The sequence below is a fragment of the Solirhodobacter olei genome (assembly GCF_004010155.1).
GTDB lineage: Bacteria > Pseudomonadota > Alphaproteobacteria > Rhodobacterales > Rhodobacteraceae > Solirhodobacter > Solirhodobacter olei.
On record NZ_RRYH01000002.1, the window covers coordinates 1 to 15,573 of the forward strand.

At 67.2% G+C, this 15,573-nt stretch carries 16 protein-coding genes; 6 read left to right on the plus strand and 10 right to left on the minus strand.

Annotated elements, in window-relative coordinates:
* A partial coding sequence (locus EIP85_RS00025; RefSeq protein WP_164871604.1) for a helix-turn-helix transcriptional regulator occupies nt 1–453 on the plus strand: 453 nt, incomplete at its 5' end.
* Between the two features lie 145 nt (nt 454–598).
* On the opposite strand, the gene EIP85_RS00030 is transcribed toward EIP85_RS00025, so the two are convergent.
* Complete coding sequence (locus EIP85_RS00030; protein WP_127900091.1) at nt 599–1,186, minus strand: hypothetical protein; 588 nt, start codon at nt 1,184–1,186, stop codon at nt 599–601.
* A 151-nt stretch (nt 1,187–1,337) separates the two neighbouring features.
* Nucleotides 1,338–2,234: a hypothetical protein gene (locus EIP85_RS00035; protein WP_127900092.1), complete on the minus strand. Its 897-nt coding sequence runs from the start codon at nt 2,232–2,234 to the stop codon at nt 1,338–1,340.
* Between the two features lie 486 nt (nt 2,235–2,720).
* Between EIP85_RS00035 and EIP85_RS00040 the strand changes: the two genes are divergently transcribed.
* The 5 genes from EIP85_RS00040 to EIP85_RS00060 all read left to right on the plus strand — a co-directional run bounded on the left by EIP85_RS00040 (nt 2,721) and on the right by EIP85_RS00060 (nt 8,158).
* Nucleotides 2,721–3,602 (plus strand): hypothetical protein, encoded by an 882-nt coding sequence (locus EIP85_RS00040; protein WP_127900093.1) that lies wholly within the window; start codon nt 2,721–2,723, stop codon nt 3,600–3,602.
* Between the two features lie 444 nt (nt 3,603–4,046).
* A complete protein-coding gene (locus tag EIP85_RS00045; protein ID WP_127900094.1) occupies nt 4,047–5,225 on the plus strand; it encodes an ABC transporter ATP-binding protein in 1,179 nt (392 codons plus the stop codon).
* Nucleotides 5,218–6,462 (plus strand): polyamine ABC transporter substrate-binding protein, encoded by a 1,245-nt coding sequence (locus EIP85_RS00050; RefSeq protein WP_127900095.1) that lies wholly within the window; start codon nt 5,218–5,220, stop codon nt 6,460–6,462. Before EIP85_RS00045 ends, EIP85_RS00050 begins: the two co-directional genes overlap by 8 nt.
* Nucleotides 6,459–7,337 (plus strand): ABC transporter permease, encoded by an 879-nt coding sequence (locus EIP85_RS00055; protein WP_127900096.1) that lies wholly within the window; start codon nt 6,459–6,461, stop codon nt 7,335–7,337. Before EIP85_RS00050 ends, EIP85_RS00055 begins: the two co-directional genes overlap by 4 nt.
* Nucleotides 7,334–8,158 (plus strand): ABC transporter permease, encoded by an 825-nt coding sequence (locus tag EIP85_RS00060; RefSeq protein ID WP_127900097.1) that lies wholly within the window; start codon nt 7,334–7,336, stop codon nt 8,156–8,158. Before EIP85_RS00055 ends, EIP85_RS00060 begins: the two co-directional genes overlap by 4 nt.
* A 26-nt stretch (nt 8,159–8,184) precedes the next feature.
* Here EIP85_RS00060 and EIP85_RS00065 read toward each other — a convergent pair whose 3' ends face one another.
* The 8 genes from EIP85_RS00065 to EIP85_RS00100 form a co-directional block, all read right to left on the minus strand.
* Nucleotides 8,185–8,655 (minus strand): prepilin peptidase, encoded by a 471-nt coding sequence (locus tag EIP85_RS00065; RefSeq protein ID WP_164871605.1) that lies wholly within the window; start codon nt 8,653–8,655, stop codon nt 8,185–8,187.
* A gap of 10 nt (nt 8,656–8,665) precedes the next feature.
* Nucleotides 8,666–9,517: a helix-turn-helix transcriptional regulator gene (locus EIP85_RS00070; protein ID WP_127900099.1), complete on the minus strand. Its 852-nt coding sequence runs from the start codon at nt 9,515–9,517 to the stop codon at nt 8,666–8,668.
* Between the two features lie 272 nt (nt 9,518–9,789).
* Nucleotides 9,790–10,803 (minus strand): type II secretion system F family protein, encoded by a 1,014-nt coding sequence (locus EIP85_RS00075; RefSeq protein WP_127900100.1) that lies wholly within the window; start codon nt 10,801–10,803, stop codon nt 9,790–9,792.
* Between the two features lie 12 nt (nt 10,804–10,815).
* A complete protein-coding gene (locus EIP85_RS00080; RefSeq protein WP_127900101.1) occupies nt 10,816–11,784 on the minus strand; it encodes a type II secretion system F family protein in 969 nt (322 codons plus the stop codon).
* Entirely contained in the window at nt 11,781–13,163 is a 1,383-nt protein-coding gene (locus tag EIP85_RS00085; RefSeq protein ID WP_127900102.1) for a TadA family conjugal transfer-associated ATPase, read from the minus strand. Before EIP85_RS00085 ends, EIP85_RS00080 begins: the two co-directional genes overlap by 4 nt.
* A 12-nt stretch (nt 13,164–13,175) precedes the next feature.
* The gene (locus tag EIP85_RS00090; protein ID WP_127900103.1) at nt 13,176–14,372 is read right to left on the minus strand and encodes a CpaE/TadZ family protein; all 1,197 of its coding nucleotides are present in this window, start codon (nt 14,370–14,372) and stop codon (nt 13,176–13,178) included.
* 29 nt (nt 14,373–14,401) lie between these two features.
* A complete protein-coding gene (locus tag EIP85_RS00095; RefSeq protein WP_127900104.1) occupies nt 14,402–15,055 on the minus strand; it encodes a TadE/TadG family type IV pilus assembly protein in 654 nt (217 codons plus the stop codon).
* Nucleotides 15,052–15,570, minus strand: a complete 519-nt coding sequence (locus EIP85_RS00100; protein WP_127900105.1) for a TadE/TadG family type IV pilus assembly protein — start codon at nt 15,568–15,570, stop codon at nt 15,052–15,054. The genes EIP85_RS00095 and EIP85_RS00100 overlap by 4 nt, the downstream gene beginning before the upstream one ends.
* Nucleotides 15,571–15,573: the final 3 nt, after the last annotated feature.

Genomic DNA, 15,573 nt, shown 5'->3' on the forward strand with positions numbered 1-15,573 from the left:
GCCAGCGGGCTTTTCTTCGTCTTCAGCCTCGTCGCCGACGTCTTCCTGATCCGGGTGCCGTTCATCCCGTGGGAAGCCTACGAGATCCTGCAGATCCTGGCGAGCCTGGGCCTGCTGTGCGGCGTTCTCTGCAGCATTATCATGCTGGCGCTGACGGTGCGCCGCTCGCGCCGGATCGAGGATCAGATCTCTGCCGTTGCCGGTGAATTCCAGAGCCATGTGGAGCGCCAGTTCCAGGCCTGGGGCCTGACGCCCAGCGAGCGGAGCGTGGCGCTGCTCGTCGTAAAGGGGTTCAGCAACGGGGAGATCGCGGGCATGCGGAATTCCTCGGAATCCACCATCAAGTCGCACGTCACGTCGATCTTCAGGAAGTCGGGGCTGACCAGCCGTCAGCAGCTCGTCTCGGGTGTCATCGAAGACCTCCTTGCAGCCCTGTCTCAGGACGAAACCTGACGGCAGGCGGCCAGGGCCGGGTACGGTCAAAAATGGGCCGGCCCTTGGGGGAGGCCGGCCCAGGCGGAAAGCTCCGGCCCGAAGCGTGGAATGGCGTTGGGGGTCCTGCACCGGGCCGGAACCCCGGCGGCATTGCTGTGTTTCGTCAGAGGCCGCCACTCAGACCGGAAAGCGTGCCGCCGCCCGTGGCCGCGGTCACGGGTGTGGTGATATTGGTTACCGCGGAGGAGAGGTCGATCGGCGACCCGATCGGGCCTAGGCCGCCGGCGATCCCGCCAAGCCCCGTGCCGCTACCGCCGGTGACACCGGAAAGCGCGCCGCCCGCGACGCCGGCCAATGCGCCGCCGCTGCCCAGCTGGCCCCCGGCGTCGGTGATGTTGGTCAGGCTCTGGGCCAGCGTGCCGGGCTTGCTGACGGTGACATTGCCGGTGGCGAGATGCTGCAGGTCGACCTGGCCGGCGCCGCCGGTCAAAGCGCCGACGTGGGCATTCACCGAACCACCGAGGGCCGAGGCGTCTGCGTGCGCCAGCCCAGAACTCTGCCCGCCGCCGACCGAGACGCCGGCATTGGCGACGGAGCCGGAGTGGCCGACGTTGGCGCCGACGGAGAGCCCGCCCCCGCTGCTGTTGCCAACCGAAACGGAGGCGAGGCCGAGGTTCAGCGTCGCCGCGGCCGAGCTTCCGGCCAACAGGGTCAGCGCCGCGGCGCAGACAAATCCGGTTTTGAAAGTCATGTTATTCTCCTGAGGTCTAGCGAAGTTTTGGGGAGAGCGCGGCCGGGCAGATGGGGAAGGATGCGAGGCCGGGCCGCGCTCTGGCGCAAGGCCGGTAGGCGGGCCGGGCGGGCCGGAAGACAGCGGCCCGCCCGGGAGAGTGGAGGCCGCCCTACCGGTTCTGCGCCTGTTGGATGATCGATCGGACGCGAGCGCCGTCCAGCGGAACCTGCACCGCGCCGCCGACCACGCGGAAGGCCCCGTCGTTCTTCATCGCCACGCAGAAGTTGTAGCGCGGCGTGTCTTGCGGCAGGGCAAGGAAACGGATCATCTTGATCGCGCCGGTCTGAGAGAGCCGCGCCTCCTGCACCACGCCGAGCGGGTGGGCCTCTGCATCAAGCACGGTGTAGTTGATGAAAGCCGGCCCAGTGCCGCGGCCATCGTTGCAGGCAAGCTTGCCGTGCATTTCGCCGGTGGGAACCGGATAGATCTGCTGCGGCGGCACCATGGCGTTGGCGGAGGCGAGCATCCCGTCCGCGCCAGGCACGAGATACCCGTTGCCACCGCCCGAGTGCCCGCTGGTGTCGGTCACACTGCCGGTGAAGCCCGTGCCGCTGGTTCCGTTGCCGCCGTTCGATCCGTTACCGCCGTTCGATCCGCCGCTGCCATTGGATCCGCCGGTGCCACTGCCCCCGCCGCCGGTGCCGCCGTTTCCGGTACCCGTGCCTCCGTTGCCGGTACCGTTGCCGCCGTTGCCCGTGCCCCCATTGCCAGTGCCGCTGCCCCCGCTACCGGTGCCGCCGCCGCTGGTGCTGCCGCTCGAGGGGCCAAGCCCGACGCTGGCCGTATTGCCGCCGGTGTTGACGCCGACGGAGGCGGTCTCTCCCGCGGCGGTGGCGCCAACGCTAAGCCCGCCGCCTCCGCCGCCGACCGAGACGCTTCCGAGGCCGCCGAGGCCGAGGGTCAACGCCTGGGCGGCGCCGGGCATGCCCTGCCACGCCCCGCCGAATGCCAGTGCGACGGCCGCAACCGACACCACCGAAACCTGTCTTTTCCCGAAGTTTATCATTGAAAGTCTCCAACGCCTTATTTGCACGCCCCCAGACCCATCGCGGTTCCGCCTCCGAAGGAATGGTGGGGGTGGGCCGCGATGACGTTCCCCGAGGATCTTTGGATTGCGCGCCGGGCCTGGCCCGTTTCGTTGCGCATTCCATAATCGCCTCGGACATGTGCAGGATCACTTGGAAGGAGAGCGAGGATAATTGCGCTTGGGTGCCAATCGGACGAAAGTATGATGCCTCGATTTGTAATACAGGGCGTTCATTTCATGGCGAAATGTGGCGCAAAAATCGGATTCCACCCAAATGCACATCAAATGCCGGTTCCGGTATCGGATCACCTGGGGTCTTTCGCGGGATTCTGCCTGTCAATCGGAGTGGAAGGGCCACAAAGCGGCCCCAAAGCCTTGGCAAAATCTCCCTTAGGGTGTGAGTCGTTGCTGCGCGACAACCATTAGCGTCGGACCGGACCCGGGGTATGTATGGGAGTATTCCAGATGAGAATTCCTTTTCAAAACGCCCGCGCGATGCCGGGATACAGCGGTAACGGGGATCAGGCAGCCGCCGATTTGGGGCTGCGGCGGCTGGCCGGGCGGCTCGCCCTGTCCGGGGCGCTGGTTCTTTCGGCGGCGGGTGCGGCGGGTGCGCTCAGTCTTTCGCTGGGCGGGGTTTCGGCCTCGGTCGGCGGCACGAGTTCCGGTGGCATCGCGGCCGGCGCCAGCGTCGGTGGGGCGAGCGTCGGGGCGTCGGTCGGCGGTGGCTCTGGCGCGAGTGTCGGTGCCTCTGTCGGGTCCACCAGCGCCAGCGCCAGCCTTGGCGGTGGCAGTGGCGCGAGCGTCGGGGCGAGCGTCGGCGGCAGTAGCGGCGTGGGCGTCAGCGCCTCGATCGGCTCTGGCGGGGTTAGCGCCGGGCTCTCGGTCGGCGGATCGACGGGCGGTACCGGCACCGGCACAGGCAGCACCGGCTCGGGCGGCGTGGCAACGGGCGGGGCCGATACCGGCACCCTCGGGATCTCTGGCGGCAATTCGCTGGTCGGGGTGACGGAACCGTCGAGGAGCGAATACCTGGCGGCCCGCAACCAGATTTGCGGCGTCTTCGGCAACAGTGACGCCTTCGTCGGGCAGGTCCTGTTCTCCAAGGACGGCCACCCGATCGGGGTGATCCACGCGACCTGGCTTTCGCCGAAACTGAAGCCGCGCAAGATAACCTTCGTGCCGCTGAAATCGGTTTCCGGGACAAGGCTCTGCGTGACGATCCTCGCGCATTCCGTGGACACCGGCGCGAACGGGTTACGGCTGCCGGTGACGGAGCAGGACATGGCTTCCATGCTCACCGATTACACCGATCACAGGATGGCTTCCGCGGGCGGCGGCGCCTGATTGAAGCCGGGGCGGAACTGATCCGCCCCGGCGCCGCCCTGATTTTCAGCAGAACGCCCACGCAAGAGGCAGATCGTTCCCGTGCCGCGACAGGCGGCGGCGGGCCGCTTGCCCTTGCTGCGGGCCCTCTGGTGTGTCGCGGATTCCGGGCCGGTCGCTGCGTGGCGGGCCTTGCGATTTTGAATCCTTCGTCAGAAAACCGCCGCACTTCACGAATTCTTGAGGGCGCGCGGCGCCAGTGCTTTTCCGTCGCCGGGTGCAGCTTTGCCACCGGAATCGCACGGTCCGCGAGCCTTCGACAAGGATGGCTCTTGACCTAAGCGCCAGAGAATAATGAGATCGGTCCAAGCCCCGGGCTATGGGCCGGCTTTCGATTGTGACGCAAAGAAGCGCATTCGGCCGGCCCTGCAGGCGGATTCGGGGGAAACGGCGACAGGGAGCATCATGACACCACCCAGCGCGGAGCTGAAATCGCCCGGACGGATCGAACGCGGACGTTCGCAGGAGCGGATGGACGTCCGCCTAGAGAACGTCACGAAACGCTTCGGCGATACGATCGCCGTAGACGATCTGTCGCTCACCATCGAGAGTGGGGAGTTCTTCAGCCTCCTTGGCTCCTCCGGCTGCGGCAAGACCACGACCCTGTCGATGATCGGCGGCTTCCAGGAACCCTCGAGCGGGGCGATCTACCTCTCGGGCACCGACGTCAGCCACCTGCCGCCCTACCGGCGCGACGTGAACACGGTCTTCCAATCCTACGCGCTCTTCCCGCATCTCGACGTGTTCGAGAACGTGGCCTTCGGGCTGCGCCGCAAGCGCGTCGGCAACAGCGAGATCGAGGCGCGGGTGAAAGACGTCCTGCGGCTCGTTGACCTGACGGGCTACGAAAAGCGCAAGCCCGCGCTCCTGTCCGGCGGCCAGCAGCAGCGCGTGGCGCTGGCCCGGGCGCTGGTGAACCGGCCGAAGCTCCTCCTTCTCGACGAGCCGCTTGGCGCGCTTGACCTCAAGCTGCGCAAGCAGATGCAGATCGAGCTGAAGCGGATCCAGTCGGAGGTCGGCATCACCTTCCTCTATGTCACCCACGACCAGGAGGAGGCGATCGTCATGTCCGACCGCCTCGCCGTCATGGCCAATGGCAAGATCGAGCAGGTCGGCCCGCCCGATCAGGTCTACGACAGCCCGGCCACCGAGTTCGTGGCGGGGTTCCTCGGCGCCTCCAACATGATGTCGGGCGATATCGAGGGCGAGAGCGGGGCCAATGTCAGCGTCCGTCTTGCCGGCGGGCAGGTGCTTCTGGTGCCGAGCGCGCGGTTGCAGGGGCGCGGCCCGCGCATCCGACTGGGCGTGCGGCCGGAGAAGATCCTCGTGCTGCCGTCAGGAGAGTCGGTTGGCGCGGACTGGAACAGCCTCGAGGGCACGGTGGAGCTGAGCGTCTACACCGGCATCGGGCATCAATACACGATCCGCGACGCCGAGGGGCGCAGCTTCACCGTCTATGTCCAGAACCGTGACGCCCGCCCGCCAGGGCAGGGCGAGGTGGTGCGCATCGCCTGGCGGCCGGACCATACTTTCGTCGTGAAACCAACCACAACAGGGACCAAAGGGAGCACGAATAATGAGTGACGAAAAAAAGACCAACAGCGGTTACCGGCTGGATGATCCGGCCATCGTGCGCGGGCTGACCCAGTCGCGCTTCACCCGCCGCAACGTGCTGGGCGCCGGCGCGATGGGCATGGCCGCGATGGCGCTGCCGCGCTTTGCCCGCGCCGCCTCTCCCGCGCCGCTCAGCGGGCAGTGGGCCGATTGGTGGAAGAAGCAGAAGCCCACCAAGGAGCTCGTCTTCGCCAACTGGCCCTACTACATCGACGTGACCGACAAGGGCGACCATCCTTCGCTGGACGCCTTCACCAAGAAGACCGGGATCAAGGTGAAATACCTGGAGGTGATCCAAGACAACGCCTCGTTCTATGCCAAGATCGCGCCGGTGCTGAAGGCCGGACAGTCGATCGGCAACGACATCATCGTCATCACCAACGGCTGGCTTCTGACCGAGATCCTGATGCAGGACTTCGCCGTGCCGCTGTGGCAGGAGAAGGTGCCGAACTTCTTCAAGAACGCGAGCCCGAGCGTCATCAACCCGGCCTATGACCCGGGCAACAAGCATACGATGACCTGGCAGTCCGGCATCACCGGCATCGCCTACAATCCCAAGCTCACCGGGCGCGAGATCACATCCTTCGACGATCTCTGGGATCCGAAGTTCGCCGGCCACGTCGGCATGATGAGCGACCTTTACGAGCTCGGCTCCGCCGCGATGCTGAAGCTCGGGATCGAACCGACCAAGTCGACCCCGGACGACTGGAAGAAGGCCGCAGCCGCGCTGAAGGAGCAGAAGGACAAGGGCATCGTCCGCCAGTACTACGACCAGAGCTACATCACGGCGCTGGAGAATGGCGACACCTGGATCAGCCAGGCATGGTCGGGCGACGTATTCCAGGCCCATGCCAAGGGCTTCAAGGACCTGAAGTTCATCGTGCCCGAGCAGGGCGGGATGATCTGGCACGACAACATGCTGATCCCGAAGGGTGCGGCCAACCCGCTCTCGGCGCTGGAGTGGATGAACTACTACTACACGCCGGAAGCCGCCGGGACGATCGAGGATTACGTCAACTACATCTGCCCGGTGCCCTCGGCCCAAGCCTACATCAAGGACGTGATCAAGGACGCGGCCGTGGCCGACAGCCCGCTGGTCTTCCCGTCGCAGGAAATGCTTTCGAAGGTGCATGATTTCTACGTCTTCAAGAGCTACGACGACAACAAGGCCTGGACGGATACCTTCGGTCCGATCGTTCAGGGATGAGCGAGGCGCGCCCTCATCGGCGGCTGGGCAGGGGGGCGGCGCCCTTCCTGCTCGGCCTGCCGAGCTGGCTTTATCTGGCGGCATTCTTCGTGGTGCCGCTGGTTGCCATGCTGTCGATGTCCCTGGCCACCGGCAATCCGCTGACCGGCTATGTCTTCTCCTGGCATTTCGCCGAATTCGGCCATGCCATCGGGCGCTATCAGGACCAGCTTGTCCGCTCGTTCTGGTACGGGGCGCTCTCGACCTTCATCACGCTCGTCATCACCTACCCGGTGGCCTATTGGATCGCCTTCTATGGCGGGCGGCACAAGGCGAGCCTGCTGTTCCTGATCCTGCTGCCGTTTTTCGTGTCCTTCGTGATCCGGACGCTGGCCTGGCAGTTCATCCTGTCCGACCAGGGGCTGGTGCTGGGGACGCTGAAATCCGCGGGCCTATTGCCCAGGAGCTTCTATGTGCTTTCGACCTCCACCGCGGTGATCGGCGGGCTGGTCTACAACTCGGTCGCCTATTACGTGCTGCCGCTCTATGTCGCGCTGGAGAAGGTGGACAGGCGGGTTGTGCAGGCGGCTGGCGACCTCTACGCCTCTCCGGCGAGCGCCTTCTGGCGCGTGGTACTGCCGCTCTCGGCGCCGGGAATTTTCGCCGGGTTTCTGCTGGTCTTCGTCACCAACGTCGGTGATTTCGTTAACGCCGCCGTCCTCGGTGGGCCGGGCACGAACATGGTCGGCAACGTGATCCAGTACAACTTCTTCAACAGCCAGGATTATCCGATGGCCGCCGCGCTGTCCTCGATCCTCATGTTCCTTCTGATTGTGGCGATCTACCTCTACGCCCGCGTCTTCGGGGCCGAAACCATCCAGGATTACGCGGCATGAGCGCACCTGCCACATTGGGAGAAGGCATCCGGTCCGGCAAGGGCCTCGCCCGCAGGATCCTGGTGATCTACACCGCCTGCTTCATGGTCTATACCCTGCTGCCGATCGCGGTGATGATCGCCTTCAGCTTCAACAACAGCCCGAGCGGGCGGGTCTCGCTGAAATGGCTGGGCTTCACGACGCGCTGGTACAGTCATGCCTTCGCCATCGAGGATCTGACCGGGGCGCTTCTGCATTCGCTGGAAGTGGCCTTTGCGTCGATGATCGTCTCGGTGGTGCTGGCGACGCCGCTTGCGATCGCTCTGGCGCGCTACAGGTTCCGGGGCAAGTCGGCCTCCGACATCGTCATCTTCGCCGATATCGCGGCGCCGGCGGTGGTGGTGGGCGCCTCGCTTCTGTCGCTGTTCCTGACGCTGAACCTGCCGCGCGGACTGCTGACGATCCTGATCGCGCATGTCGCCTTCGGGGTGGCCTTCGCGGTGGTGGTGATCCGGGCGCGGGTCTCGGTGCTCGACCGCTCGCTCGACCGCGCGGCGGCGGACCTGGGGGCGACGCCCTGGGTGGCTTTCTGGACGGTGACCTTCCCTCTGATCCTTCCGGGGATCGTGGGGGCCGGGCTTCTTGCCTTTGCGCTGTCGATCGACGACCTGATCATCACCAGCTTCGTCGCCGGGCAGACGCTGACCTTCCCGCTCTGGGTCTATGGCGCGGTGAAGACGGGGATTCCGCCGCAGGTTTTCGTGCTTTCGACGCTGATCTTCCTCGGCGGTGCGATCATCGCGCTGATCAACAGCATCGTCGCACATCGCAACGGGGGCTGACGGGGCGGGGCCTTCGGGCCCCGCGCTCAGGACAGGGCGACGATCACCCAGGGGTGGCTGAGGCCCGCCAGGGCGATCGCGACGCCCATCGGGAACTCCCGCCCCGGGGCAAAGCCGCGCCAGCCGAGGCCGGCCACTACGGGGAGCCGCTTCAGCGAGAAGAGCGCGGCCATGGTCACGGCGAGCCCGGCCGAGAATTCCAGCGCGAACACCGGCATCCCGGCAGCCGGCACCAGCAGCAGAAGCGTCGTCAGGAGCTTCACGTCGCCCGCGCCGACGAGGCCGGCGAAAAAGGCCGCCGCGCCAAGGACAAGCACGCTTCCTGCCACGATCAGCCGCATCGCGAAATCGCCGGGCAGGGTGGCAAGGCAGGCGGCGGCGAAGATCGTCGCCAGCACAACGCTCAACGCGTTCGGAATGCGCATGTGCCTGAGGTCGAAGACCGCCGCGGCGAGCAGGACGGGCGCGGCAAGAGCGAGGGGTGCGAGGTTTTCCATCTCCGCCGCCTCAGGCCGACCGCGACAGCGGCATGGGGGCATCCGCCCGGGTGTCAGAGGTCAGCAGGTAGACCAGTTCCACCAGCCCCGCTGCGCCGGACTTGGCGTAGATGTTGCGCAGATGGGAGCGGATCGTCGCCTCTGTCAGCTCAAGCGCGTCGCAGACGCCCTGCACCGAGAGGCCGCGGGAGAGGAGCAGGCAGACCCGGAACTCTGCCCGGCTCAGCCGCGCGGGGTTGGAGGGGGCGAGCATGTTCGGCATCTCCTGCCGCGCCGGCATGCGGGAGAGCGTCGCCGGCCCGGCGAGCGGTCGCGCATCGAGCGTCAGGTTATGCCCGGCCCAGTTCCGCGCCAGCACCGTCATAACACCGCCGAAGAGGCCCTGCATGTCGGGGTCCACCGGATGCCGGAAGTGCAGTTCGATATGGTCGCGCAGGCTGGGGCCGCTGGAGAGCACCAGCACCACCAGATCGCGCAGTTGCCGCGACTCCTGGAAGTTGGCCAGCGTCTCCGCCTCGACCGGGTCGCAGGCGCTTTGCACCCAGACCGTGCCGACGCGGGCGTATTCGAGGTGATGCCCGAAGGCCTGAGCGGCATAGGACTGGCGCAGCGGCATCGCGCCCGCGGCCATCCGATCGCTCAGAGCCAGCCGGTATTGGTGGCCGTCCTGCCGGCGGGTACGGACGATCATGCCCGCCTCCGCGCCGGCCGCGGCCAAAAGCTCTGTCAGCGCCGTCTCCAGCGCGACCTCGTCCCGGATTGCTGCGCACCAGGCGCTGGTGGCCTCCACCCAGAGGGGGAAGGCCGCGGCGAGTGCGGGGGTGCCCGTCCCCCCCTTGGTCTCGTCGAAGAATGCACCCATTACACGTCCCCTATCGAAGTTCTGTGACTTCCTGTGGTGCGCGACGGGTCTTGCCTCTTATCGTTCGCATCGGAATGCGCCTGCCTCATGGACCAGCTTCCGATTGGGGCGGAAAGGCGTCATTGTTTTGCGTCAACGAGCCTGAAATGCGGCTTGATAGCGGCGTATATGCCTCTGGTTGGAACCGATAACTCGTTAAATTCCAGCCAAATGCGGTGGATTGTTCACGTATCTCGTCGCTGTCAACTTTTCCGCGGCGCCGAATCGCGCCTTCAGCCGAATGCGCGGATGTAACGCAGCACCACCGGCCCGACCGTAAGCATGATCAGCGCCGGAAGCATCAGCGAGGCCAGCACCGCCGACATCTTCACAGGCAGCTTGTTGGCCATTTCCTGCGCCTTCATCTCGCGCGCGTTCCGCATCTCGGTGGCATAGGTCGTCAGGACTTCCGAGACATTGGTGCCGAAGCGCGCCGATTGCATGACGACGTTGACGAAGGAGCGGACCTCCTCGACCTGCATCCGCTCGGCCATGGCGGCGAGGGCCTTGTCGCGGCGCTGGCCGGCCTGGATCTCGCGCTCGGCCGCAAGAAACTCCGCAGAGATCTCGGGCGCGGCATCGCGGATCTCGTTGGCCACCCGGATCATCGCGGAATCGAGGCCGAGGCCGGCCTCGACCGAGATCTGCAGCAGGTCGAGCGCGTTGGGAAAGGCTTGCTCGATCGCCAGGCGGCGGCGCTGGGTGCGCGAGCGCAGCCAGTAGGCCGGGCCGAAGAAGCCCAGCCCGACCAGCACCGCCGTCACCTGCACCATGGCCAGCTGGCTGAGGCCGCCGAGCCGCGCGGCGAGCTGCGGTGGCGCTGGGATGACGTTTGCACGCAGACCGATGAGCAGGGCCAGAAGCCCCAGGGGCAGAAGAACGCCCAGGGTGATGCGCAGCAGGTAGTAGTTGCGGAGCGCGTGCGGGCCGGTCAGTCCGGCCTGCACCAGCTGGCGCTGGACGCGGGTGCGCTCGGCCTTGTCGGAGGGGACGAAGGCCTTGGAAATCCCGCGCGGGTCGCTGGGCGTGACCTGCAGCAGGCCGGTTTCCGCGCTGGCCCGCTGGGGACGGGCGCTGTCGCCGATCCGTCGCAGCACCGGGTCGCGGCGCCCGAAGGCACCAGCCAGGCCCAGGACGAGGAGGAAAGCGCCGAAGCCGGTTCCGATCATGGCGAGCGTGGTCACATCGCCAGGACGGGCCGTCAACCCGGCGAGAAAGGCGTTAAATTGCGTCATCAGCTGGCTCATGCCGTACCCTCCTCAGATGCGGAAATTCACGAGCCGCCGCAGGACGACGGCGTTGAGCGCGATCAGCCCGAAGACGATCGCCGCGCCGGGTTTGAAGGCCGGGTCGCCCATGACGTCGCCGTAATAGGTGGGTGAGAGGATGGTGACCATTCCCATCATCACGAAAGGGATGCAGGTGAGGAAGATCGCCGAAAGACGCCCCTCGGCCGAGATCGCATGAACCTTGCGGCGCAGCGCCATCCGGGCGCGGATCACGCGCGAGAGCGTCTCGAGCATACGGGCGAGATCGCCGCCGGTGGCGTGCTGGATGGAGATCGAGGAGGAAAGATAGCGCATGTCCTCGTTCGGGATCCGCTGGGAAAGGTCGGCCATCGCATCCACCAGCGTGTCGCCGTAGGCGATCTGGTCGACGGCGATGCCGAATTCGCTGGCGATCGGGTCCGCCATCTCCTCTGCGACCGAGGCGATGGTGGCGTTCAGCGGATGGCCGACCCGAAGCCCGCGCGCCATCAGGTCCAGCGCGTCGGGCAGCTGGCGGCTGAAAGCGTCGAACCGCTGGCCCCGGGCGCGGCGCAGCAGCAGGAGCGGCAGCGCGACCCAGAGGGCGAAGGCGATCGACGCCGCCGCCGGGATCGAGAGGTAGAGCGAGGCCGCGAGTGCCGTGGCGCAGGCGCCCAGGCCGCAGATCAGCGCGGAGAGTGTCGGGTCGGAGCTGAGCCCCGCCTGGCGCATATCCTGGGGCAGGCGGCCGAGATAGGGCAGCCCGCCCAGCCACCAGCCCGGCGCGTCGGGCTTGAGTACGGCAAGGACCTCCTCGGCGCTCGCGCCGGCCGCGATCATCCGCATGCGACGGTTGCGGGTGGCGGCATGCGCCTCTGCCCGCGACAGCAGCTGCCAGAGTCCCTCATAGATCAGCAGCGCACCGATGAAGAGCCCGATATAGCTCAGCATCCCGGTTTCGAAATTTCCGAGCCCGCTCATGCCGGGACTCCCTTGCGCAGGAACATGTCGCCCGGAAGGGTGACGCCGGCGGCGGCCAGCCGATCGACGCAGAGCGGGCGGACGCCGGTGGGAACGAACTCTCCCAGCACCTCGCCGCTCTCGCCGATGCCGCGACGCAGGTAGACGAAGATGTCCTGCATGGTCACGGTATTGCCTTCCATGCCGGAGATCTCGGAGATCGCGATGACGCGACGGCGCCCGTCGCTCAGCCGGCTGAGCTGGACCACGATATCCAGCGCCGAGGCGATCTGACCGCGGATGGCATGGACGGGCAGGTCGATCCCGGTCATCGAAATCATCTGTTCCAGCCGGATCATCGCGTCGCGCGGGGTATTGGCGTGGATCGTGGTCATCGACCCCTCGTGGCCGGTATTCATCGCCTGCATCATGTCGAAGGCCTCCGAGCCCCGGACTTCGCCGACGACGATCCGGTCCGGCCGCATCCGCAGCGCGTTGCGCACGAGGTCGCGCTGGGTGACCGCGCCGCCGCCGTTCGGGGCCGGTGGCCGGGTCTCCAGCCGGATCACATGTTCCTGCTGGAGCTGCAGCTCCGCTGCGTCCTCGATGGTGACGATGCGTTCGCGTGCGCCGATGAAGGAGGACATCGCGTTCAGCATCGTCGTCTTGCCGGAACCGGTACCGCCGGACACAAGCACATTGAGCCGCGCCGCGACGAAGGCTTTCAGCAGAAGCGCTGCCGGCCCGGTCAGCGCGCCCATGTCGACAAGGCGGTCCATCGTGTAGGGCTGCTTCGAGAATTTGCGGATCGAGACCGAGGGCCCGTCGATCGAGACCGGGCGGATGATCGCGTTGAAGCGGCTGCCGTCTTCCAGCCGGGCGTCGACCCAGGGCTGGCTCTCGTCCACCCGGCGGCCGACGCGGCTGACAATCTTGTCGATTATGCGAAGAAGATGGCGCTCGTCGCGGAAGCGCGCGCGGCTCCGCTCCAGCACCCCGCCGCGCTCGACATAGACGGAGTGGAAGGAGTTCACGAGGATATCCGTGATGGTCGGATCTGCCAGAAGCGGCTCCAGCGGCCCGTAGCCGAGGACCTCGTCGAGCAGCTCGTCGACAAGCTGCTTGAACTCCTCGCCCCGCATCGGGTGCTTTTCCTCGGACAGCACCTGCGAGACCAGCGTGCTGACCTCGCGGCGCAGGTCGGCGGTCTCGACCTTGTCGATGACAGCAAGGTTCAGACGCTCAAGCAGCACTTCGTGCAGACGGCTCTTGAGGTCGAGATGGGCGAGAAGCTCGGCATCCTGTGCCGGGGTGGCAAGGTCGCGGTTGACCGCGGCCGTGGCGAGATCCACCACATTCGGGGCGGGGGCCGGGCTGGGTTTGACGAATTGCTTGAACACGGCTCTGGCTCCTCAGGCGTTAGGTTGGGCCGACACGGCGGCGGGGAATTCGACCTCCAGTCGGCGGGCGAGGCGGCGGATCGCGCGGGTCAGCGGCGCGCGCGATGCCGCGCGGGAGAGAGGCTGGCCACGGTCGCCGGCCGCGCGGGCGGCGCGGGGATCGTTTGGCAGCCAGATGTCGAGCGGGCGCTCGAGGGCGCGGGCCGCCTCCTTCTGCGCGGCACCGCCGAACAGCGGCTTCTGCTCGCGGTTCACCACCAGCCGGATCGGCAAGCCGGGGTGGTCGGCCGAGAGGAAATCGATCAGCCGGCGGCAGTGGCGGATCGAGGGGACGGAGAGATCGGTCACCAGCAGCACGGCGTCGGCCGCCTTCAGCACCGGCTCGATCCAGGGCAGCATCGGGCGGGGCAGGTCGACCACGACCTTCTCGGCCCGCTCGCGGGCGCGGTCGAGGAGCGCCTCGACCTGTCTGGCGCTCAGCGCGTCGACAGGGCCAAGGCGGCTTGGCGCGGCCAGCACCGAGAAGCCGGGCCGCACCACCTGCATCGCCAGATCAAGGAAACGGGCGTCCGGGATCCGGTCGCCGAAGGCGAGGTCGATCAGCGTGTTCTGCTCCGGAAGGTCCAGCATGTTGCCGGTACTGCCGAACTGGAAGTCCAGATCGAGCAGCGCGGCCCGCTGCGGCGCCTGGCGGCGGCTGGCGGCCCTGGCGAACTGGTCGGCGAGGTTCACCGCAAGAAGCGTGGCCCCGACGCCGCCCCGGGCCTGCAGCGTGGCGAAGAGACGCCCGCGGGCCGAGGGCTGGGGCGCCGCCGGCGCGGGACGGGGCGCGAGTGCGGCAAGCGCGCGGCCCAGATCCTCTGCCGCCGCGGGCAGCGGCAGGACCTGGGTCACCCCCGCCTCGGTCAGCGCCCGGATCTGGCCAAGCGAGGTATGCTCGTCGGCCAGAGCGACGAAGGTCGTGCGGCCATGGCCTTCGGCGGCGATGCGGCGCACGGCGTCGATCTCCGCCGGGTCGGCGGGGTCCGACTGGAAGATGACGAGGTCATGGCCCGCGGCAAGCGTCACCGCCCGGCCGTTGAGGCCAGAAACCGTGCCGATCTCGGTCTGAATGCGGACGGCATCAAGCGTTGCGGCGGCGGCGCCGACGGTCTCGGCTAGGCCGGGATCCGGCGCGATCACCAGCAGGGATCGGGCTTGGTCGGTCATCGGCTGATCTCCTTGGTCGCGGTCATGGCTCAGGTTCCCGGGCCCTGGGCGAGGTCCTCGCCGGGCAGGGAGGCGCTGATGGTTGGAAAATCCTCGATCTGGTTGAAGCCGAGCCCCGTGCCGGTGAGCATCTGGGCCAGCCCTGCGAGGGGCGTGACGAACTGGAACTGGGCGCCCGTAAGGGCGACGGTGACCATTGGGACGTAAGGCCCCCCGAGAAAGCCCAGCTTCGGATCGTAGGTGTAGGTGAACTGAAGGTTGGCAACGGTCGTGCCGCTCGGCATCAACGGGGCGACGCGGCTCCAGATCTCGGAAGCGGTGGTGTTCGAGAGAACTCCCGTGCACGGCGGGGCCGAGGTTCCGGCGCAGATGTTGCCGCCCGCGCTGCAGCTGGTGCCATAGGGCGGCGCCGGGACGGGCGCCGAGCTTCCAGTGTAACGCAGGTTCGCCGTCGGCACCCCGGCGCAGGCCGGCGCCCGCACAACGGCGATCCGCGCCGCCATGTCGACGGCGCTTTCCGCCATCACCAGCGCATAGGCCAGCCGGCCGAAGTCGATCAGCCCGAATAGGATGAAGAGAAAGAGCGGCAGCACGAGCGCCAGTTCGACCAGCACCGCGCCGTCCTCGCCCGCCCCGTGCGAGGCGGTCCGGCGGCAGAAGTTGCGCAGGCGGTCCGGTGTCATGACCCGTAGATCCTCGACTGGTTGGTGATGGTGGTGGTGATCGAGGCCGGCGCGCCACCGGCAAGGTTGAAGATCGCCGCGAATGGATAGGTGATGGTGATCGCGGCCTGGACCGAGCCGATGGCGACCGGGCTGTTGCGGTAGGTGCCGGTATCGCAGCTGTAGCTCGGGGTAACGGTGTCGACGGTGACGTCGCTCGGGAAAAGCGGCGTGCCCGCATTTGCCATCCCGGTCTGAACAATGGCCAAGAGCGCGGCCTGATCGGCATCGAGGGTTCCGCCCGTCACGCAGATATTCGCCGGCGCGATGCGGGAGAGGTAGCGGGAAGCCTCGCGCACGCCGTTGACGGCACATTGATAGGACCAGAGGAGCCGGGCGCCCTCGATGATCACCGCGAAGACGATCAGCATCATCGGCAGGACCATGGCGAATTCCACCAGGATCGCGCCGCGCTCGCCGCGCAGGAAGCGGCGGAGGGGGCGGGCCTCATGGGGTTGGGGGGAGGGCCGTGCCATCCG